The sequence below is a fragment of the Sulfurisphaera tokodaii str. 7 genome (assembly GCF_000011205.1).
GTDB classification, from domain to species: Archaea; Thermoproteota; Thermoprotei_A; order Sulfolobales; family Sulfolobaceae; genus Sulfurisphaera; species Sulfurisphaera tokodaii.
The window spans coordinates 1,688,473-1,709,088 of sequence record NC_003106.2; the positions used below are offsets into that span (position 1 = coordinate 1,688,473).

Annotated in this window: 21 protein-coding genes and 1 pseudogene; 10 read left to right on the forward strand and 12 right to left on the reverse strand. The window is 31.1% G+C overall.

What is annotated here, in order from left to right:
* Nucleotides 1–230 precede the first annotated feature (230 nt).
* Nucleotides 231–417 (forward strand): annotated as a pseudogene (locus STK_RS16005) (antitoxin VapB family protein).
* A gap of 79 nt (nt 418–496) precedes the next feature.
* Here STK_RS16005 and STK_RS09430 read toward each other — a convergent pair.
* Together STK_RS09430 and STK_RS09435 are read right to left on the reverse strand one after the other, a co-directional pair.
* A complete protein-coding gene (locus STK_RS09430; protein ID WP_010979747.1) occupies nt 497–931 on the reverse strand; it encodes a type II toxin-antitoxin system VapC family toxin in 435 nt (144 codons plus the stop codon).
* A complete protein-coding gene (locus tag STK_RS09435; protein ID WP_198429675.1) occupies nt 912–1,166 on the reverse strand; it encodes a hypothetical protein in 255 nt (84 codons plus the stop codon). Before STK_RS09435 ends, STK_RS09430 begins: the two co-directional genes overlap by 20 nt.
* A 244-nt stretch (nt 1,167–1,410) precedes the next feature.
* Between STK_RS09435 and STK_RS09440 the strand changes: the two genes are divergently transcribed.
* The 3 genes from STK_RS09440 (at nt 1,411) to STK_RS09450 (ending at nt 3,578) form a co-directional block, all read left to right on the forward strand.
* Complete coding sequence (locus STK_RS09440) at nt 1,411–2,100, forward strand: hypothetical protein (protein WP_010979749.1); 690 nt, start codon at nt 1,411–1,413, stop codon at nt 2,098–2,100.
* A 45-nt stretch (nt 2,101–2,145) separates the two neighbouring features.
* Nucleotides 2,146–2,874 (forward strand): hypothetical protein, encoded by a 729-nt coding sequence (locus STK_RS09445; RefSeq protein ID WP_198429676.1) that lies wholly within the window; start codon nt 2,146–2,148, stop codon nt 2,872–2,874.
* A gap of 188 nt (nt 2,875–3,062) precedes the next feature.
* The gene (locus STK_RS09450) at nt 3,063–3,578 is read left to right on the forward strand and encodes a hypothetical protein (RefSeq protein ID WP_010979751.1); all 516 of its coding nucleotides are present in this window, start codon (nt 3,063–3,065) and stop codon (nt 3,576–3,578) included.
* Here STK_RS09450 and STK_RS09455 read toward each other — a convergent pair.
* The gene (locus tag STK_RS09455; RefSeq protein WP_010979752.1) at nt 3,535–7,068 is read right to left on the reverse strand and encodes a S53 family peptidase; all 3,534 of its coding nucleotides are present in this window, start codon (nt 7,066–7,068) and stop codon (nt 3,535–3,537) included. The two genes, STK_RS09450 and STK_RS09455, sit on opposite strands and share 44 nt — an antisense overlap.
* A gap of 276 nt (nt 7,069–7,344) precedes the next feature.
* Here STK_RS09455 and STK_RS09460 point away from each other — a divergent pair, with 276 nt between their 5' ends.
* Both STK_RS09460 and STK_RS09465 read left to right on the forward strand, forming a co-directional pair.
* Nucleotides 7,345–8,289: a hypothetical protein gene (locus STK_RS09460; protein WP_010979753.1), complete on the forward strand. Its 945-nt coding sequence runs from the start codon at nt 7,345–7,347 to the stop codon at nt 8,287–8,289.
* Nucleotides 8,290–8,861: 572 nt separating this feature from the next.
* Nucleotides 8,862–9,422: a hypothetical protein gene (locus STK_RS09465; protein ID WP_010979754.1), complete on the forward strand. Its 561-nt coding sequence runs from the start codon at nt 8,862–8,864 to the stop codon at nt 9,420–9,422.
* Between the two features lie 255 nt (nt 9,423–9,677).
* On the opposite strand, the gene STK_RS09470 is transcribed toward STK_RS09465, so the two are convergent.
* Nucleotides 9,678–10,091, reverse strand: a complete 414-nt coding sequence (locus STK_RS09470; protein ID WP_010979755.1) for a phosphate-starvation-inducible PsiE family protein — start codon at nt 10,089–10,091, stop codon at nt 9,678–9,680.
* 30 nt (nt 10,092–10,121) lie between these two features.
* Here STK_RS09470 and STK_RS09475 point away from each other — a divergent pair, with 30 nt between their 5' ends.
* On the forward strand, nt 10,122–10,649 hold the full coding sequence (locus STK_RS09475; protein ID WP_010979756.1) for a class I SAM-dependent methyltransferase: 528 nt from the start codon (nt 10,122–10,124) through the stop codon (nt 10,647–10,649).
* On the opposite strand, the gene STK_RS09480 is transcribed toward STK_RS09475, so the two are convergent.
* From STK_RS09480 to STK_RS09490, 3 genes are all read right to left on the reverse strand, one after another.
* Entirely contained in the window at nt 10,644–11,114 is a 471-nt protein-coding gene (locus STK_RS09480) for a hypothetical protein (RefSeq protein WP_052846628.1), read from the reverse strand. The two genes, STK_RS09475 and STK_RS09480, sit on opposite strands and share 6 nt — an antisense overlap.
* Complete coding sequence (locus STK_RS09485; protein WP_010979758.1) at nt 11,101–11,427, reverse strand: hypothetical protein; 327 nt, start codon at nt 11,425–11,427, stop codon at nt 11,101–11,103. Before STK_RS09485 ends, STK_RS09480 begins: the two co-directional genes overlap by 14 nt.
* A gap of 67 nt (nt 11,428–11,494) precedes the next feature.
* On the reverse strand, nt 11,495–12,097 hold the full coding sequence (locus tag STK_RS09490) for a hypothetical protein (protein WP_052846629.1): 603 nt from the start codon (nt 12,095–12,097) through the stop codon (nt 11,495–11,497).
* Nucleotides 12,098–12,232: 135 nt separating this feature from the next.
* On the opposite strand from STK_RS09490, the gene STK_RS09495 reads away from it, so the two are divergent.
* Nucleotides 12,233–13,117 carry a DUF929 domain-containing protein gene (locus tag STK_RS09495; RefSeq protein WP_010979760.1) on the forward strand — a complete coding sequence of 295 codons (885 nt, stop codon included), beginning with the start codon at nt 12,233–12,235 and terminating at the stop codon, nt 13,115–13,117.
* On the opposite strand, the gene STK_RS09500 is transcribed toward STK_RS09495, so the two are convergent.
* The 3 genes from STK_RS09500 to STK_RS09510 form a co-directional block, all read right to left on the reverse strand.
* The gene (locus STK_RS09500) at nt 13,102–15,042 is read right to left on the reverse strand and encodes a 4Fe-4S binding protein (protein WP_010979761.1); all 1,941 of its coding nucleotides are present in this window, start codon (nt 15,040–15,042) and stop codon (nt 13,102–13,104) included. The two genes, STK_RS09495 and STK_RS09500, sit on opposite strands and share 16 nt — an antisense overlap.
* 79 nt (nt 15,043–15,121) lie before the next feature.
* Nucleotides 15,122–16,336 (reverse strand): hypothetical protein, encoded by a 1,215-nt coding sequence (locus STK_RS09505; RefSeq protein WP_010979762.1) that lies wholly within the window; start codon nt 16,334–16,336, stop codon nt 15,122–15,124.
* A 34-nt stretch (nt 16,337–16,370) separates the two neighbouring features.
* The gene (locus STK_RS09510) at nt 16,371–16,928 is read right to left on the reverse strand and encodes a DUF1404 domain-containing protein (RefSeq protein WP_010979763.1); all 558 of its coding nucleotides are present in this window, start codon (nt 16,926–16,928) and stop codon (nt 16,371–16,373) included.
* A 58-nt stretch (nt 16,929–16,986) separates the two neighbouring features.
* Between STK_RS09510 and STK_RS09515 the strand changes: the two genes are divergently transcribed.
* Entirely contained in the window at nt 16,987–18,069 is a 1,083-nt protein-coding gene (locus STK_RS09515; protein ID WP_010979764.1) for a glucose 1-dehydrogenase, read from the forward strand.
* Here the strand turns inward: STK_RS09515 and STK_RS09520 are convergent.
* Complete coding sequence (locus STK_RS09520; RefSeq protein WP_010979765.1) at nt 18,066–18,911, reverse strand: fumarylacetoacetate hydrolase family protein; 846 nt, start codon at nt 18,909–18,911, stop codon at nt 18,066–18,068. The two genes, STK_RS09515 and STK_RS09520, sit on opposite strands and share 4 nt — an antisense overlap.
* 18 nt (nt 18,912–18,929) lie before the next feature.
* Between STK_RS09520 and STK_RS09525 the strand changes: the two genes are divergently transcribed.
* Nucleotides 18,930–20,030, forward strand: coding sequence for an ATP-binding cassette domain-containing protein (locus STK_RS09525; RefSeq protein WP_010979766.1), 1,101 nt, complete (start codon nt 18,930–18,932; stop codon nt 20,028–20,030).
* Here STK_RS09525 and STK_RS09530 read toward each other — a convergent pair.
* The gene (locus STK_RS09530; protein WP_069168152.1) at nt 20,023–20,616 is read right to left on the reverse strand and encodes a hypothetical protein; all 594 of its coding nucleotides are present in this window, start codon (nt 20,614–20,616) and stop codon (nt 20,023–20,025) included. The genes STK_RS09525 and STK_RS09530 overlap by 8 nt on opposite strands.

A 20,616-nucleotide genomic window follows, 5' to 3' on the forward strand; every position in this document is an offset into this window, starting at 1 on the left:
CGTTTTTACGTTACGTTAAATAAATGTAAGATATATTGTCTTATTAACTGAAAATTCCTTGTGATTAACGAAATAAAGTAAGGAAGTAAATTCAAAGTATTTATTAGTTTATGAACAAGCATTATAATTTTTTATGGTAAGGGAATTTCCTTAAACTACTACTAGTATACTCTTTAAAGGTTTAATAATAGTACATTTAAACATAAGTTTAAACATGGCTTAAGAGTATTATGATTTCTGAAAAAGCATATGGTTATTATTGAGTGAGAAGAGGGAAAGAGTTTTTCTGATGTTATTATAAGATTAGTGAAGGGTAATAGGAGAAATATTATGGATTATGCTGGTATTTGGGGAGATATGAGTGATTATGAGATTAGCAGATTGCTTGAAGATCTTAAGAAGATGCGGAATAGATAGAGTGTAAATGCTTAAATAGTGATATACTTATCGACTTTCTAAGGGATATCTCAAAAGTTAGAAAGGATAAATTTCTAACTTATAAGTACCTTATGTTGATTACGGGCTTCTTAAACTCAATTAAGGTTATGTCATCGAAGTCGCTATTAAAGCTTACTATAAATTGTGTCCTTAACTTATCCATTGAGGATAAAGTTGTACAATCAGTAAAGCTAAGCTTTTTATCATATCTGGCAAGGTAATTTAAAGCTCCATTAAGGGTTTCAATGCCTATCATATATAATGTAAGCTCCTCATTATCTATTTTATTTAGGATTGTTTTAGCAATATTTATTGCATAATTTTTATTTATGCGATATATTAGGAAAGTTAATAATTCATCAAGTATATAATCTGTGATAACAGATTCAAACTCCGCAATCTTTTTAGAAAGTGACAAAGCTTCGCTATGGTACTTATCATTCTTATTTAAGTATGCTATAAAATACGAAGTATCAAGAAGTACTTTTTCCATAAACTACCTCATCTACCTTTTCTGAGGAATCCGTATCCATTTCTATAATTAACCCATCAAAGTCGTTCATTTTTAATCCCTTTTTAATCTTTCTTTTATTTTCATAAAAGTCTATTAGGAGCTCGATTACGTCATTTAGACTGATCTCTTCACCTTTCTTAGCTTGAATCTCTCCAGCTAACTTAATTAGCTTCCTTTTTACTTCATCAGTAACCTTTATTGTGGTATAAGCCATATGTATACTTAGTATACCGAAATAAAAAGTTTTTATGGAATATTGTAAAAACATAGTAAGACTGATCCAATATCCTTTGTAAATTGTAATATTATCTTACTCAGTATAATTATATGAAGAAATAATTGATTATATGTTGTTACATAGGTATAAGGGTATTACTTATCAAAATTCTAAATAGAGAAATACAATACAGTGTTTTATACGATAAAATTTATAAAATAGTAGTCTAAATCATACTATTATGAATATTAAGGATGTACTAAAGGAAAATTCTATTAGAATTCTCTCAGTACTTATAGCTACGATCGTTATATTAACTACAGCATTTGCAATTCTTTATTTGTTTACACCAGTGCTAATAGGGTATCAAACAACTTCTGCAGGTGTAATAGAATATTTTAAGAATGTTCTTGACCCGTCTTTTGTAGTAAAAACTTATGTAAATGGTGGATTAGCAAACACTATAATCTCTGTTTATATTAATCAACCGAATAACGTGAAATTTTATAAAGAGTATTATGGGGAGACATTAGAAATACCATTTTCAGCACTAACAAACTATGTTAAATCATGGGAAAAACATAATGTAATAAACACATCAATCCTCATCATAGCAACATATATAGAAGGAGGAAAAGCATTCACTGAAGCAGAAGAAGTAGAGTATAATCCAGACTGGATTATAAACAATAATCCAATACAAATTGTTGCAATAATTAACATAATACCAAAAATAATAAAAACAAACAATGTAACGGTTGAGCAAATCACTACACAAGTAACAAACACAAGCAATGTAACAAAATACCCTTACACAATAAACATCATTGAAGAAGAATATAATGAACCACAAATACATCTATCCTCAACTGTTTACACTCCTGTGACGAATATCTTATGTTTCTACAACTTCTCTGTACCATTAAGCTGAATAACATTAAGCAATAACGTGAAAAACAAGAATAATTATACAGCGATGTATTTTTGCACCAAGTTTGTCGGTAATGTAAGTTGGTTTGGAGCAAGTAACTATTATATAGGTTCATATATAGGAATCTCCTATTCAACTCATGTACGTGATAGCCCCTCTGTTTCATTAGATAAAACTTATCTTTCCACTTTATCTAATCCTATAATTTATACTTACTATAACGCTACAATAGCAATAGTTACTTATACGTTATATCAGACAGTACACGGTCTCAATATACCGATATGTAATTTAAGTGTCTTAGAGATTTTGTCTTTATCCAGATTTGGAATTAGTGTTGAAAGTAGTAGTGGTTTAACTCGTATTGTTTTCAGTAATTCTTCTGGTAAATATGTTTATTATTTACCTATTGGCAATGGTAGTGTGAAATTATTTTACACTTATTTTGGAGAATTTGTTAAAACCTTAAAAAGTCTTCCATATGGTTATGCATATGAAGAAGAAGGTAAAGTTAATGCTACAAAGAATGTTTTTATTGGGAGTAACACTATTGGTGTTACTACATATTACTTTTCTAATTTAAGGAGTACTAACCTAACAGAAATATATCTACTAAATCCTGTCGTAAATATGTTTATTTCGCATGGTAATGCTCAAGTTTATTTTAGTTACTTTGTTTATTCTACTGGTTGGGGAATACCTATAGAGGGTTTTATATTAAACTATACTTCTTATTACGAGGGATTAAAGTATGAAAAGGCTAACATGCCATAGTTGCTTATTTAGAGTCTGTAAGTGAAGAAAATCAAGATTAATAGTCTTTATTACTTTAACGTTAATGCATAACTGTAAAGATTTTTTATGAATAAGTGCTATAAAATATCAAATTTACTTGCTCGTATATAAAATAAAAAAACAAGTATATATTTAAAAATATAAATAAGTGATTCAGTTAAAATGGTGTGAATAACTCAATTTTAGTAAAGGCCGAAAAGAGAGAAATAATGAAAATTATAACTGATCCATTCAGATTATTTGGTATAATATCTCATATTAACATTCTTCAAGTGTTTGATGAGGAAAATAAGGTTTTCACTACTTTAGATAAAATAAATAAATTTCCCAAAAAATTTAGAGTAATGTATATTTTTGGAACTCCAGATACTGGCATAAAAACATTCTTAGGTTATGCTGAAGGCCCCAATATTATACCAAATGGAGTAAAATACCAGGGTAACAGTGAAGATGAAACGTTTTACTGGGAGATTGAAATTTTTGTTACAGAGAGAATTGAAGCTTCAAACATAGTTTTCAACATGAATACAATTTACAAACCTAAGGTCGTCCAAAAATTACTAGGGAAAGACGTAAAAGAACTAAAACCAGATTTTAACTTCCCTGATCACGTACTGAAAGCGCATTTAATACCGTACTTTAAGTTCTTCTCTGGCGATACATTATTAACAGAACAACAATGACAAGAAGAATAGCTATAATTGATAGTACTAAAGATATTGTTAAAATACTATTAGACTGTATATAAGCCTCAAAGTTTTCACTTACAATTTCTCCATCATTCTGAACTACTATCACATGAATTTCATTGTATCCATTAGATAGAGGAAGTGTAACTTGAGTAGATGTACCGTTATATACTAACTTTCCGTTTACGAAAACCTCGACATTTTTAATATCTTTACCATGAACTATTACTTCGTTTCCACTGAGTAAGACTGAAGGTAAAGGTATGGAAAGATATTTAATTAATGAAGTTTCGTTAGTTATCCTAGAGTTTGATAATAACGTTATATTCGTGATTTTAGAATTAATCACATTTATAGTCGAATTTATAACTATTATTTTGTCGCCTACAACACCGTCAAGTGTTACATTAGAGTTTCTTATTACTAAAGTTCCATTTATTTGAGAGTCCATAATTTCCAGGTTACTGTTATATATTATATCATTTTCTAGTATATCATTAAATAGTTTTCCTATCATTGAAATATTATCATGATAAAAGTAAACGTAAAATGTTTGAGCAAAAGTTACTGATGTGTTTGCTATCAGCGTATAGGGCTGAACTATAAACGGTTTTTGTGCATTAAGGTTATTAGTTGTAGGATATCCATTTGCTGAAATTCCTGAGATAAAGATCGAGAAAGGACCAAAATAATTTCCCGATAGGTAAGTTAAATTACCTTGAGTATAAGTTGACGGTAATGTAAAATTACCTATCCATAAAGTTCCATTGAACCATAATGGTATCTCAAAACTTTCAGTGTAATCTTCGTAGTTACTCTGAAGCTGTAACGGATAAACAGTTGCTGAGAACATTCCGTATTTAACTTCAGTACCATCAGGATAGGTAATATTGGCTAAAATTTTTACGTTATTTCCTTCAGCTAAAATTCCTTCAAGTTTTACACTAATTGAAAGATTTTGAGGTATAACGTATATTTGCGAATAATATCTTCCTTCTAGCACACTACTGTTACCTAACGTAGAATATTGATTAAGAATTATAGTATAAAGTCCAGGAGTTATGTTATAGGGAATTTTTAAGTAACCAATATAAGTATAAGCTAATAGTCCTTCAAATGGCACTAAAACCCAAGATAAGTTTGCAACAGATAGTACTTTTCCGTCATTACTATACAGTACAGCTGAAATGTTAGTGTTACCGAATGGCATGTTAGAAGGTTCTATAAAGAGTGAACTACCGGGCGTTACAACACCAGGCTCTACTACAAGTGGGGGAATTATTAGTGTATTTAACAGAAGAGAACTACCTGCGAAAGTTGGTATATAACCATAAACATTATTCCCAACAATTAATATTGGACCAGCTGTAATATTTCTACCTAAATATGCTATGTATTCTCCTTTACTAGAATTCATTATAATATTTGTGATTTTTACATAAGAGTTATTTAGAGGCTGGTATGCATATATCGTTACATTTACATAGGTCACATTAACACGCTCATCGTATAAGTTATACACTTCTCCTCTAATTTCTGGGTAAATAACATTTAAATTTCCCTTGATGGTTAGTATATAACCTACAAAGGCGTTAGTCCCACTCTCATTATTAACTATAACTTCTATTGGGCCTTCAACAGTAGGGTAATAATAACCTATCCATCTACTGCCGTTAAAATGAAGTTTGATATCTGCTACTTCACCGCTTAATGAGTATACATAAGCATTAAATGAACCGCTGGTTAATTCTTTTCCGTTCTCAGTAGCGTTAACAATTATTTCTATTTCTTGGTCTGGTAGAAAGTAATAGGTGTAATTTGTACCGTTGTAAAGAGAAATAGTTATTTCTGGCTGGGAAGAAGATTTAATCAGCTTAACTAAATGGGCGATTTCTCCGATGTTTGGTGCACCGAGTCCCGTAACAAGATTATATCCGTATTTTGCAACCCAAGGAATATTGTAACCAAATGTAATAGGGAAATAAGCCTCATTATAATATTTCTCTCCTAAATAATAGAGCAGTGGGTTAATGAGACCAAAAGTCATGTTATCTTTCTGCATAACTAGTGTTAATAAACCAGCAAAAAGTGGTGAAGCTTCACTTGTACCTCCTATTAAATAAGTTATATTACCGGGAAAGACTACTTGAATCCCTGGGAAAAGGTTAGCGTTTAAGGAAATATCTGGTACCATTCTTCCATAAGGATAAGTATTAGGTGTTGGGATATAGAACTGATACCATGGTTTTACAAATAAAACACTAATACCTCCAGTTGAACCACCGTAGTTGGTGAAATATGGTATGAAACCGTAATTTGACCAAGCAGTTTGATAAGCACTGCCATTTAATGTAATATATGTTGTGGTACCACCTATAGCAGTAACAAATGGTGAAGTTGATGGAAAAGTAACAGAACCTATAGGGGAAGTACTATAACCGCTACCACCTACATCACCGGTACTTGCTAGAAAGGTTATTCCCTCTAGTGATCCTAAAGCATAATATAAATTCATTTCATAAACTGTCATAAGATTTGCTGGGTTATCAACTATTTCTGATTCTGGGATACCCCAGCTCTGAGATAATACGTTTACTTTATCCTCTTGGACAATTTTAGCTAAAACTGCTGGTAATGGTAAATTTGGATTTGCGACATAGAGTATAATACTAGCCTTAGGCGCCATAGCGTGTGAAACTTCGACATCAAGACTTATTTCCAAATTCCAGCCTGAAAGTAAACCTCCAAACGGACAAGAAGGTCCAATATATTTAATCTCAAAAGATGACGGAGAAGGTAAATTGTATATTTTATCGAAATAAGCTAATTGTTGCACTATAGTAGGATCTCCATAAAAATCTAGGATTCCTATCGTATAACCTTCTCCAGTCGTATTAAGTACAGTTGCATTATATGCCTTAAGTAACCAAGTTACTGGATAAGATTCATCAGCGTAGGTAAAGTTCAAAGTTATGGCTTTTTTCTCGATTTGATTAATAAGAGAAGGTGTAACTAAATCGTCAGGTGATTTCAAAAATAATGTGGTAAAATTACTTGCTACTATTACGTTGCCGTTGAGATAACCAATCCCAGAGTAGTAAGTGTAGTTTTGGAATTTATTAAAGAAAATAGTAGTGTTTAGAAACTCCTCAAGTTGAAGAATACTTACATTGACTACAATTATTGAATCTAAAGAAGTAGAAATTATTTTAATACCATGTGATTTAAGAAAAGATAACATAGCTTCATATTCTTGTATATTCATAAATTTCATTATTTCTGATGAATTTAGAAAATGATGATATAAAGGAGAATTAGGATTGGAAACTTCATACGCTAATGAATATATTTGGCTAATATCTTTAGGTGGAATAAATATACTTGCGATAACATATTGTCCTTCTGTATTAGAGTAAGATAATAAAAATGTAGGAAAGATAGAAATTAAAAGAAGAAATATAAAGATAATTATTACTCTTTTCATTATTCTAACTATATGAGAAGCTATTATTTAAAATTGTTCATCATATTTGTCTTCTTATATTTCTTTTCTAAATGGATAGAAGTAGATTAGCACTCTATCTGATGATTAAAATTGTCTGCTAAGATAGAATTATTCCCAAAAATTCTTTAGGTAATTTCTCACTTTAAGAGGAAATAAATTAATCATTTTTCTACGTTATAAAGTAACTTTTATTAATGAATCACATACGAATATTTTCATTTAACACTTATTGCTTTAAAGGCGTACAAATTGTTAATGAACTTGTTTGATGAAAATATAAAACACGATATATTTCTATTCTGTAGACAGAGGCTTTACCTTAGTCCTAGTGAGGAAGATTATAAAGAATTCATTTCATTATTTAAAGATTATAGGGAAGATCTCCGTAGGAGTGAGTACGAATATAACGTCGAGAATATATCTTCTCTAAATGAGATAATAAACGAGGATATGTTGAAGTACAGAGTATTTATTGAGCCTAAACATGATGGAACTCAGATCGTAATGAAGGTTAACGATAAGGTCCACTTAAGTCATAAGAGCGGTTCCGGAATAAATAAACAAGATATAGCCTTACTCTTTGGAGTATTTGTAAAATTCCGCGAAGACTTTTTTGAGCTATTAAATAGGGCTAAGGAAGAGGGAGTAGTAGTAAAGATGGAGATATTCGGTAAGGAATATTCTCCTTTTAAAATAGAGAAAGAATCTCTTAACTTTTCAGTTTTTGACGTACTTAAACGCGATCATTATTTACTGCCTACAGAGCTTTCATATCCACATTCAGTAGAGTTTATTGAGATTAAGAGCTTAAAAGATATAGACTCAATGAAAGTTTTATCATGGTTAAAGAGTAAGGAGGGGGTTGTCGTAAAAATTTACGGCGATTCTCTTCCCTATAGGAAGGCCAAAAATTTTAACATGTTAGCATTTAAATATAAGCCGTTTATTGAACAGCTAGTTGATGAAATGAAAGGTAAAAAGATAATTAAAGATCAAAGAAAGTTTTCCGCTGTATTTTCGGAGTTAGTCACAGAATATGCTAAGGATAGGACTAAGTCCTTCGAGGAAATTCTGGTGAAGGTAAAAGAAGACCATGAAGAACTAAAGGATTTCATTGATAAAAACCATGAGATAATTAAAGACTTCTGGTTTAATAGTAAGGCTGTGAAGTCAGTGTTGCAGCTAATTGAGATGAAGTAAAAGTTTTTGTCTGTGATATATTTGCGCAATTTTTAGTTATTTTTAATCACTTTTAATCCTCTTAAATAACCTTATGTAGTCTGCTTATCAAATCCTTTCCTATTTTAATCCCTTTATGTTCATCAGAGTTAGTAGTACCTTTAGATTACTAGATAAGGTTGAACTTTGCTTCAATACCTTAATAATACCATGAATGACTATTTGTCTCTCAGTAGAACACAAATCCCTCATATTATCCTTCCTCACTTAGTGAACTTCTTTTTGTTTATAAAATCCACAAATACAGCACAATCAACAATAACCTTAACGGGAATTTCAAGCACTGAGATAAAGCGTTTAATCTTAACACCTTGACCTACTCCTCAGGCTAAATAAGTTTTATCATTTCAGAACTCATAAAACCCTGATAGTAACAACTCTTATATATTACATTTTTTATATAATATATTGTAAAAAGCCTACTCAATCTGTCGGGGTTTGCCCGAGGGAGATGAGAGTAGGTAAAGCCTGGACTCTTCGGGTTTGCCCGAGGGGTGTGAAAGGCTTTTTACTATTTTATTAACTTCTCCCTTGTGAATAATTATTATATTTTTGTTGATGAATCATATGACAATGAAGTCTTCGTTTTAGGAGTAGTTTGGGTAAGGAGTTTAAAGGAAGTGATAAGAATTAAAGGAAACGCGCTGAAAGTCCTAGGAAAGAAGGATCATAACTTTCATTATTCTGATGACAATGAAAAAATAAAAAGTATATTCCTAACAGAAATTCTTTTAAGCCCAGTTAACTATGGAATAGTATTATTTAAAGTGCCTCCCAAAACTTGTAGAGAATATGCAAAATATTATGTTTCAGACATAGTTAGGGTTTTACCACTCACTAAGTCTTTATTAAACATTTATGTAAAAGGGTTAAAGTATTGGATAAGTAAAAGCTGTAACATATTAGCTGAAGCTGCTGCGTTAGGAATTGAGAATGAAAATGCTGTAAGATTGAGATTAAACTTTAATAAAGAGGAGAGGGCTGGGCTAGAGGTTGCAGATTATATTGCTTCAACCTTTAGGATGTGTATTAGAACAAGATTTGAGTTTTGTGATGAATTAAGTAGTAAGGTTAAGTTTATTTACAGGGTTTAATTTTTGTAAAATATATATCTTCTTAGTTAAGTAAATATTAAAGTTTATCAAAAAGCTAAATAGTTGATTATTAATTTATGAAAATATAACTAGTGAAATAATATTTAAGAACAAAATTCTATTCATAAAGATTAATAAATTTAATTTGTAGAGTAGTGAAAAAGCTTATTCATACTTAATTTAAATTCCTATCTTTCGAAAAAGTAATTCTTCTCATCATTCATCTTTTTTGACATTTCGTGTTAATGTTAACTTTTATTTTCTCCTCATAGAAATTAAAAATCTACTAACAGCTATTGCGATTATTAAACCGGCATAAGTTAAGAGTATAGTAGCCTGCGGCGTACCATTAAATATTTCTATTATAATTTCCCTAAGCAGAAAAGATACAGTAGCGTCCATAACATATACTACGCTCCTTCCTCTTCCTCTACCGAAATCAGCGATGCTCTGGAATATTTCTAAAAGTACCACTAATAAAAATGCATTACCTACCAGTCCTATAACTTCAACTATAAAACCTTGTGAAATAGTAGTTATCAGTTCATAAATCGTATAAGCTATCATAACTGTTATAGCAATTAAAACTATTCCTTCTATCACTTTAACTATATTAGATACTATTTTTTCTTCTTTTAGTTGAGCTTTTATGAAATCTATTAACTTCATGATTATATACTACTTTTCCTACATAGAATTATGATTAACGAAAATGATTTTCGCCCAATTTTAAGAATGGGTATCACAGTTGATGAGGAGATATTTATAGCTAAGAAGATAAGTAGAATATTAGGTGATATTCAAGGAAAAATTTTGGATTATGCATGCGGAAATTGTTTAATTCCAATTTACATCTCTATAACAAACAACAAGGAAATTTATTGTGTAGATGACTGGAAATATGTTAATAAAAAAGAAGTAGAAGGGTTAATTTCAAAATATACTGCTAAAGTGAAACTATTTGATGGTTTAGATAAAATTCCGTTCTCAGATAAATATTTTGACTTTATATACTCTGTTATGTATTTTTACAATTTAAAGAGGGATAAGCTAAAAGAAACTCTAAATGAGGTCCTAAGAGTACTTAAAGATAATGGAAAAATACTAGTAGTAGATATGATAATGATAAGGGGGAAAATAAAGAAAGAAATGGAAGAAAGAAAATACTCCCTTGATTATTATGAGGAAGCTAATGGCTTATTCTTTTCAACTTGGAAAAAATCATAGTCTATATGCCATTGAAGATTTAGACGCTGCCAAGAAAACTATTCCCACGATCAGTAATATTGATGGCAAGTAAAATCTTGGCTCTGGTGCTAACCAACTCATATATGGTGTAAATGCTAAACCAAATAGGATTATAGATAATGCTGTAATAACAATTCCAGTTATCAGAACGCTCCATGAGTAAGTATAGTAAATGAAAAGTTCTTGCCAATCAGCCTTCCTAGTGTCTACAACTACTCCAAGGCCTTTCATAAAAGCTAGAGAGTAATTACTTCCGATCATTGCAAACCCATTCATTCTATTAAATCCTAATTCCTTAGCCTCTTCATTACCCTTTTCCACGTTAAACTTCAGAACGTTTGCCCATTCTTCCTCATTTTCTAGGTTTTTTGCTTGTATTACTTTTCCTTCTTCATTTATTGCTATATGACCTTTATAACCTTTAATTTCTTCAACTTTTTTCATATACACCTACCTCTTTTAATAAGCTTTTAATTAGAAAATCCCAATTTGTTTTCTTTGCTTCAGTTATAACTATTAGACCACTCAGATATGTTATGCCTATATCATCAACGACCATAGCAAAACCTAGAAAAGGGTCAATGAGTTTTAACTTCTTTGCTTCATCTTTACCTATTCTCATATTTTCCATTATTATATTTTTTAACTTATTAATATCAATATTAATATCTTTGCCATATATTTTAATAACAGAATCGTTATCAATTTTATATACAGCAATTAAACCAGGTATTCTATTAAAGTTAATTTGTGACATCAAATTAACTATTGTTTTACTAATTAATAAATCTTTCTAAGTTAAGATTAATATAATTAAAATTTAATTATATTTGAATCAAAATATCTAACAAATCTTTTATAATTTTTCTAATTATTGGAGAATTTTCTAATTCTGAAAATGAACTATAAAATGGTATCCCATAAACCTTATGAAAAATTCCCTCACCGTAAACGTAATCAATAAATTCTTCCTCAATTTTCTTAGGGTCATCGGCAAAATTAACTATTAAAATCCTAGGTGAGTTCCATTTAGATGCGTATTCTATGGTGCGAGGCATTGTAGTCTTATCTGTAAGAAATACGTTTAGATTTACATTGGTAATAGAATTTTGAAACTGTATAATTTCACTATTAGGATCTATTCCAGTAAACATATCAGAAATTGATATTAGCCAGTGATATTTCTCTAATTGTTTTTTCAGCTTATTTTCGTTTACTTTTAGTCTTCTATAAAGAAAGTCACTTGTAGAGAAGTAAGTAATGATAGGTAAAGTATTAGATGATAAAACCCTTATTGTTTCAATTGGATCTAGTTCTTCCACTATAAATGGTACTTCAGCCTCTTTCAGATAGTTGGCTATTAGCAATGATAATATAGATTTTCCTACACCACCCTTGATACTTAGTAGCCTAATTCTTCTTCTCAATTTAGCTACCCGTTTGTTAGTAAAAATAATTATTAGTAAATATAAGTGTAACTGAAGTATTATAAAGTACAGTTATTTATAAACAAATGAGATTTTAGGAAAAAAGTTATTACTTTAAATCTACTATTAATTACGATGGCAAAAAGAAAGAAGAAGGAAAGTAATGAAAGTAAATTATTATATATACCATTTATTGCACTAGTTGTAGTCTTAATAGTATTTCTTATGTTACCAATGATACACCCGAATTCCGGGAGTTCTGGAAACAGTGTAGTAAATGCACAAGAACCTTTCTTTCAATTTGCAAAAGTATCTAACCAAGATTATGCCCCACCGGGAAAAGTAGAAGTATATCTAGTTAGTTGGGTAGGCTGTCCATTCGGTGCTTCGGACTCTTGGGGACTTTATATAGCACTAAGCCATTATGGTATAGTTAACGCTACACCCAATTATTCAGACATAGAACAAATACCTGTCTCTCCAACATCCACAATTTCAGGCAAGGTTCCAGGATTGATATTTAATTCATTTAAGTCAAATTCTAGTGTAGAATTCTACCCGATATACCTACTTGGCAGAATATATACCTCAAATTCCTCAGCCTCGCTACCAAATGGAACAATTATAACCTACTCTGGCAGTTCTTTAGTTAGTTTTGAATTAAATGAACTACAAAAGTTAGCTCCCTCATGGGTTTATAATTTAATTTACCAATATCAGATAAACACACCTTTCCCTGGACACAGTGAGGGAATAGCTTATTTAGGAAACCCTCCACATATTGTTTCCACAATTATAATAACCGGACCACATGGTACATGGATGATAATGGGTTATGATCAGGAAGTAAACTATGGTATGCCCGGGCTATTAGCCCAATACGCTGCTGATTATAACTATAACACTCAACTTCCAGCAATGATTCTTCAAGATATAAAAAATGGTAATATACCTTCACAAATCTCCTTCATTCAAACAGAAGGAAACCAAATTCTTCAAATTATTCAAGAAGCTATGTGAGATTTTTTGCTCAAATAATTTGTTATATCTATTATCTCTAAATTATTATATGGACAAGCTTCAACACAGTCTCCACAACCTACACAGCTTATCCTATTTGAATATCCCTTAGTTATTACATCTTGAGATATCGGTATTTTTACTGGACAAGAAGAATCACAAGCTTTTACTTCACAACTCTTACATGTTTCAACTTCATTTGCCTTTATTTTGAAAAATACTTTGTTAAATATTCCCGCAAATGTTCCGAAACCACACCATCCTTGTCTAGCACAGCTATAGGCACCAAATACTGGGGTTAAAAAGTAAAATATCCACCATATATAATTCAACACGAACATTCCGTAAAAGTTTAAGGGATCAAGAGTTGTCATCCCGATCTTAGGTGGAGTCCATAAATGAATTTCCATGAGTATGTAAAGAGAGAAAGCTATAACTATAGGAATTACGAAAACCCATCTTAAATATTCCCATACTTTACTACTCTTCTTTGGCTTAAACTGATCATAAAATATGTTAGTCCACATGTGAGCTGACATACAAACAGCATTACAATAAGCCCTTCTACCAAACAATGTTGAAGCTATCACAACTGCAAGTAAAGAGATGATAAATGGTAAGAGTGTTACTGGAAATATCATACCACTCATTCCGAAAATGTAAAAGTTTGTATAGTATGGTATTAAAACTACAAATATAGGGATTCCTAAAAGTATAACTAAAGCCCATCTCTTAACTCCCAGGTTTTTCGCATGCTTATATCTTTCATAAACTAAATAGCTCATTTCAGCTCCCATCATTATAACATAAAATGGCGTCATTGTAGTTGCCATGACAAACATGTAAGAAGTAAATATTGCTTTCAGAATGATATTAATGTTAGTATGAATAAACATTAAACCCATACCTATAGGGTTAATTGGAAATAACCACCATAGCGGATTTGTAAATGGACTTCTCATCATAATCATTCCATGCTTCATCATCATATGTGATTGCATACTGGAAAATAGTGAATTACTTATAGTAAATCCTAGGACACTTTCACCAAATCCCATAGTAAGTTCTGCTAGATTTACGAAAACAAGAAAAATGAAGGGATATCTTAACTTCATTTCAATTTTCCTAGAAGGAATTTCATAAAATATAAGAATAAAATACCATATCATAGATAGAACAATTGACAAAGATATTAACCACATATCATTAAATGAGGCAAAAGTAGTTAATCCTAACATCATTAGAAAGTCAAAAAACGCTAAGGTTATCGAAAAAAGTTGTCCTTGTAGTGTAACTCTCCTAATTTCAATTAAATAAAGCGTTACAATATTTATGATCATTATTATCGTAGATATAAACGAGACAACAAGTTCAGTAAGTTTACCACTTTCTATAAATATAGACGGTAAGAATGCCATTGATATTGCAAATGTAGTTAATGAAAATTCAATTATACTTTTCACACGTGATATTAATAAGAAGAAAACTCCGTCAGCTAACATCATTATTCCAAAGGCTATATTACTTACAGCGTCAATAAACGGATTAAACATGTGAGGACCAAAAGCTGATGCATAGAGATAACCCATAGCAATTTCATCAAATACTATGGAAAATGCGAGTAAGAATGCTGAAAGTTTATTACTCCTTACCCTGATTACTTCACTTTTTATTATAGCCGACATAATAATTGGAACTGAAGCTAACAGAAGTACAACAGGCTCTATGAAAGGACTTCCGTGATAGAAAATAATATAACCTAAAGAGATACTTTCGACACCCATATACAAAATGATTGAAAGTAAAAACAATACTGCTCTTCTATTTAAGTATTCTTTTCTCAAAATATAACCTAGAATTGCAAAGTTTATTCCCATCATTAATACTATATACGTTAGAACTACAATGGAAAGGAGACTTATCATGATAGATAATTCAACGAGAAATTTTTAAACTTTGTAATTATAATTAACAATTAAGTTAAAAATTTGTTTAACTTTATTTTCATAATAAAAATTCTCTGTAAAAACCTTTAATAATTCGATTCCATAATTCTACTTTATCCTTTAGTTCACAAGAGTCGCAGAGTCTAACATCTTCCCCTTTATTTCTATAATACCATAAAGATATAGGATCGACTATTGATATTTCATTACCCGCCACAGCTCTAACGTATTGAATGTCATAAAGTATTCTCTCTAGCTCAAACACATCCTTGACGTATTTAGCACCAATCCCTTTTGAAATAACACTATTGACAAAATTACTGATCAATTTATCGAAGTTTTGATATTCCACTTTGAAATCCTTTTGGGTTACTATGAATGAGGAGAATAGGTACGCATTTATTGTAAATATGTTCTTTTCGTGGTATTCAAAGAGGTCAAAGGAATTCAGCTTAACAAATTTTTCCCCATCATGAATAAAGTAACCTACATTTAGTGTGTTCTTTTTCTCTCTAGATACATCTAAAAATTCTAAAGGAATAGGTTTCAATATACCCTTGGGCGTTACTGAGAAGAACTTTCCTTGTTTTTTTATCATTTTTCTATTCTGAAATTCACCTTCTTCTCCTATTTCACCTAAATCTTGATATAAAGCTGTAAAGAACGTGTATTTTTCATATGAGGAAAATGGATTACCCTTTTGTAGATCAAATTTTAGTGTTGATAAAACGTAAATTATCGTAACTGGGTCAACATTAACTGGTGAAATATTTCCATCAGAAACTCTAGATATATTTTTAACTATTTTATCTGTTAAAATAAGTGATAGATTTTCTAGCACTATAGCTATAAGCTTTCCGTTGTCAGTAAAAAGAGGTATAATATTATATGCAGGAGGCAACTTTCTCATTTCCTCGAGTAAATTTCTTGTCTCTACCACTCTCTTTTTTTGTGGTTTTTCTCTTTTTACTTCTTGTTTCTTAGGCACACAATCTTCAAACTTTACACTGTTTGAAATATTAAGTTCTGTAATCTCTTTTCCTAGATAAGAGGATATTTCTTCAAGTAATTCAATAACTGCCCTATGAAGTGTAGGTTTATCAAATTCCTTATGGAACTTCTTAACGTTCTCATCTTTACAAATATAAACACTTATCTCGTACTCACTGTCTTTAGACAACATTAACGGTATACCATCGTTTGTAACTAATGCAGTTACAGAGTTTGGCTCTAAATGTTCTAGTAAATATGCTAGGATATCGTATGCTTTCATCTTAAACTTTCATATTATTAGAGGTTAATACGTTTTAACCAAAAATATGAAGGTTTTTAAATGCCTTAAACAAGAGGAAACCAAGGATTGCTGTCATTGCTATAATCATAACATAACCAGTGAGTGGCTCTTGAGTTGAAGGATATGGCGAATAAGATAAGGGTGGAGAAGTATAGAAAGGATATTGGATTACTAAAACTACTGCAAGTGTGGTATCACTAAGCATCCATAAAACAAATAGTAAGATTTTTTCTATCAACCTCATATTCCTTACTGCTAATCCAATAAGAAAACCACCAGCAAATAGACTTATTTCATCTAGAATTCTAAAAGTTAATATACCACCTCCTAAAGTAAAAAGTTCTGGTAAATGCCAAATTATGATAAGTAATGAGCCTAGATAAGCAAAATAATTTCTTCCAGAAAAGTAATAGTAACCAATTAAACCGCCTGAAATAGCTAAAGCGTAATGTGATGCCATAAAAACTTCCTCATTATTGAACATAACTTCTTCAACATAGGGATTTACGAATGCCAAAATCAGAATAAGTGGTGGTATTAAGTAAGTTTTTGAATTTGTCAGTCTTTTCATAACATTCTTTTAGAATTTTTGCATAAAAAATTTTTACTTCGAAGACCTAAAGAGGTGTATGAAAGCAATAGTTGTTACACCTAAAAAATCTGGAGTAGAAGTCAAAGATATTCCTATGAGAGAGAGTCTAGGAAAGGGAAAGGTCTTAGTTAAAACGCTATATACTGGAATTTGCGGTACCGATAGAGGAATTGTTAATGCAAAAATAACATTTACATACCCTCCAGACGGTTATAATTTTCTTATATTAGGTCATGAAGGACTTGGCATGGTTGAAGAAGTTGGAGATGGAGTTAAGTATCTAAAGAAAGGTGATTTTGTAGTACCAGTAGTTAGGAGAGGTTGTGGAGTTTGTTTAAATTGTAGAATTGGAAGACAAGATTTTTGTGAGACTGGAAAATTTGTTGAAGCTGGAATAAGAGGTAAACATGGTTTTATGAGAGAGGAATTTGTTGATGATGAATTATGGTTAGTAAAAGTTCCAGACGAAATAAAAGATATAGCAGTACTAACTGAGCCCTTATCTAATGTTGTAAAAGCTATAGACGAGTTATTATTTGTTCAAAGAAGAATGATATGGACTTGCGAGGATTCAACATTTGAGTGCAGAAACGCATTTATAATTGGTAGTGGACCGATAGGTACGTTCTTTTCTTTAATCTTAACTACATTAGGTTTTAACGTTTATATGATTAACAAAAGAGATCCTTCTCCTATGGAAGATTATATCAGTAAGAGGTTAGGTGTAACTTTTATTAACTCTATGAAAGAAGGAGATAAGCTCCCAGAAGCAGATTTAATAGTTGATACTAGTGGAGTTCCTTCCGCATTTATACCTTTAATGAGTAAAATGAGACCAAATTCAGCATTAATCCTTTTTGGTACATTAGAAGGAGAAAAGTACGAAATAACATCCGATTTAGTTACTTTCATGGTAGAGAGAAACATAATAGTTATTGGTAGTGTTAACGCTAGTAAGAGAGATTTCCAAGGTGCATTGAACTATTTGAGTATATGGAAAAATAGATACTATGACGTTCTCCAAAGAATGATAACTTCAAAAGTTTCTGTTGAGCAAGCGCCAGAAGTTTTAATGAGAAAGCCTAGTGGAGAAATAAAAACAGTTATTGTGTGGGATTAACTCTCTTTTCTTACATAATTTCTTAAAACACCTATTTTCTCGACCTCAACTTCTATAACATCTCCGTCTTCAAGGTACTTTTTACCAGTAAATTCAGCAACACCGGCTGGTGTACCAGTAGTTATTACGTCTCCGGGCTCTAGGGTAATTCCTTGGCTGAGATAAGAAATCAGATCCTCAACAGAAAATATCATATCTTCTGTATTTCCATCTTGTACAACTTGCCCGTTAAGCCTAGTTATTATTCTAAGTTTGAAATTCTTAATTTCGTCTTTAGTAACAATCCATGGACCAATCGGCAACCCGGTATCTAACGCTTTTCCCATAACCCAATTCAAACCGTAAGGGTGAAGTTCTGGAAACTGATAATCCCTAAAGCTTACATCATTTACTATTGTATAACCGAAGACATAATCTATTGCATCCTCTTTCTTTATGTATTTCCCTCTCTTTCCAATTATAATCCCTATTTCCCCTTCATAGTCCACCCTTTTTAAATCTCTTGGGATAATTATGTAATCTTCCGGCCCAACTACACTATTACTACTAAATTTGGTAAAAAAGTAAGGTGATTTTGGTGGAGTCATCGAAGTTTCTGATGAATGAGAGCGGAAGTTCACAGCAGGTAAAAAAATTTTATTAGGGAATAAAGGTGGTAGAAACTTTTTTATCTTTACCTCAGTCTTAGGTAGATTCACCATTAAGTCATATGCTTTAATAAATGATGTTGGATTAGATACAACGCAATCTAATCCCTCTTTCTTTATCTCATAATATTTTTCACCTTCTATGAACACAACTTTCTTTTCCCCATTTTCTGTTAGAGCAAAACCTATTTTCATATAAGCCTCACATATACTATGCTAATTATAAATGATAAACTTGTTGTCAGCGATAACGAAATCGTTGGTTTGATTGGGAAAAATGGTAGTGGTAAAACTACTTTGATAAAGAGTAGTCTTTGTCTTGACTCAAAGGCAAAAGTAATATTAGATGGAGAAGATTTCTGTAAAAATAGAGATTACTCAAAACTATCAGCAGTATTTCAAGATCCTTCAACACAAATATTAGCCTTAACGTGTGAAGAGGAATTGAAACTCCAATCAATGTTTCACCCCGTAGATGATAAAATAGCGAAAGAAATTATGGGAGAATATTTTAATAAAGATTTTTATACATTATCAGATGGTTATAAGAAAAGATTTGTTATTTCTACTATATTAGCATCTAGACCAAAATATATTCTATTTGATGAACCCTTTGCTAATTTAGATAAATATGCTGTTAAGTTAGTAAAAAGTGTTATACCAAAAGGGAGTTTGATTGCTGAACATAGAATAAAGGAAATTAGAGATATGATTAATCGCGTTTATTTAATCAAAAATGGTGATATTAGGGAAATTGAAAAAGAAAAAATGTACGATGAAGATTTTCTTAGAAAAGAAGGATTAAGAGGATTCTCTTTGCCTAAAATAGAGATGGAATTAGGGGAAGAATTGTTAAACCATGAAGGGATAAGGGTAAGGGAAAGTGAAGTTGTCTGCCTAGTTGGGAGAAATGGTGTAGGAAAAACTACTAGGTTAAAGAAGCTAGTCGGAAAAATTTATCTAGTCCTTCAAAATCCAGATCTACAGTTCTTTGAGGAAACAGTTGAAGATGAGGTAAAGGATGAAAATGCACTATCACTCTTTAATCTAAAAGATAAGAAAGACAGAAGCCCATTCACTTTAAGCTATGGTGAAAAAATGAGGGTGCTTATTGCTTCAGCGTTTGCCTCAAAATACAAAGTTATTGCTTTAGATGAACCTTCAGTTGGCATGGATGGCGAAGCTCTTCTATCGTTTTATGAGGCTATTAAAATCTTAAAAGAAGAGAGGAGAGGAATTATAATAGCAACTCACGATGAAGATTTGATCTCAATCTGTAATACTATAATAAATATGGATCAGGGGCCTACGTGAACATCATCATTTCAGTTGCAAGGTTAATCATCACCAACAGTAAAGAGAGCGAAATTAAAATAATATCTACTGACGTGGGTTTAAAATTTCTTTTTCCGTGAAATTTCCCGTAAAGTTTTATAGTGTAAGAGACATAGAGGTCTTCAGCAACTTTAACCATTTGAACAACAAATGGTAAAACTAACTTATTTATGTGAAAACCGATTTTCCTAGCTCTAGCGTTAAAACTTATTTCAGAAGCAATCCTATAAAAAAGGGGATAATAAGCGAAGCCAACAACAAGTGGTACTCCTTTCTCTCCAAGAAGATAAAGAATAGAATTATAGTCAACATATTCACTCATAACAAAGTATAAGTTTAGATAGGAAATGGCCCTAACAGTGTATATAAATAAATATTCTTTTCCTATGAAATGCAAAAAAGTAAAAGAAATAATTACAATCAAAATCTCTATTGCAAGGACTCTCCATCTTTTGTATATCAAACCCATGGTCAAGATAAGAGAGTAATAAGTTGGATAGAGTGTAGTTTCTATAGCAGTTATTATTAGAAATATTAAGGAATAAAGAAAAGTTGCCTTAGCCAA

Coding starts and splice junctions, on each gene's coding strand:
- STK_RS09430 (WP_010979747.1), bottom strand. CDS start 931: ATGGAAAAAGTACTTCTTGATACTTCGTATTTTATAGCATACTTAAAT.
- STK_RS09435 (WP_198429675.1), bottom strand. CDS start 1,166: ATGGCTTATACCACAATAAAGGTTACTGATGAAGTAAAAAGGAAGCTA.
- STK_RS09440 (WP_010979749.1), top strand. CDS start 1,411: ATGAATATTAAGGATGTACTAAAGGAAAATTCTATTAGAATTCTCTCA.
- STK_RS09445 (WP_198429676.1), top strand. CDS start 2,146: ATGTATTTTTGCACCAAGTTTGTCGGTAATGTAAGTTGGTTTGGAGCA.
- STK_RS09455 (WP_010979752.1), bottom strand. CDS start 7,068: ATGAAAAGAGTAATAATTATCTTTATATTTCTTCTTTTAATTTCTATC.
- STK_RS09460 (WP_010979753.1), top strand. CDS start 7,345: ATGAACTTGTTTGATGAAAATATAAAACACGATATATTTCTATTCTGT.
- STK_RS09470 (WP_010979755.1), bottom strand. CDS start 10,091: ATGAAGTTAATAGATTTCATAAAAGCTCAACTAAAAGAAGAAAAAATA.
- STK_RS09475 (WP_010979756.1), top strand. CDS start 10,122: ATGATTAACGAAAATGATTTTCGCCCAATTTTAAGAATGGGTATCACA.
- STK_RS09480 (WP_052846628.1), bottom strand. CDS start 11,114: ATGAAAAAAGTTGAAGAAATTAAAGGTTATAAAGGTCATATAGCAATA.
- STK_RS09485 (WP_010979758.1), bottom strand. CDS start 11,427: ATGTCACAAATTAACTTTAATAGAATACCTGGTTTAATTGCTGTATAT.
- STK_RS09495 (WP_010979760.1), top strand. CDS start 12,233: ATGGCAAAAAGAAAGAAGAAGGAAAGTAATGAAAGTAAATTATTATAT.
- STK_RS09500 (WP_010979761.1), bottom strand. CDS start 15,042: ATGATAAGTCTCCTTTCCATTGTAGTTCTAACGTATATAGTATTAATG.
- STK_RS09505 (WP_010979762.1), bottom strand. CDS start 16,336: ATGAAAGCATACGATATCCTAGCATATTTACTAGAACATTTAGAGCCA.
- STK_RS09510 (WP_010979763.1), bottom strand. CDS start 16,928: ATGAAAAGACTGACAAATTCAAAAACTTACTTAATACCACCACTTATT.
- STK_RS09515 (WP_010979764.1), top strand. CDS start 16,987: ATGAAAGCAATAGTTGTTACACCTAAAAAATCTGGAGTAGAAGTCAAA.
- STK_RS09520 (WP_010979765.1), bottom strand. CDS start 18,911: ATGAAAATAGGTTTTGCTCTAACAGAAAATGGGGAAAAGAAAGTTGTG.
- STK_RS09525 (WP_010979766.1), top strand. CDS start 18,930: ATGCTAATTATAAATGATAAACTTGTTGTCAGCGATAACGAAATCGTT.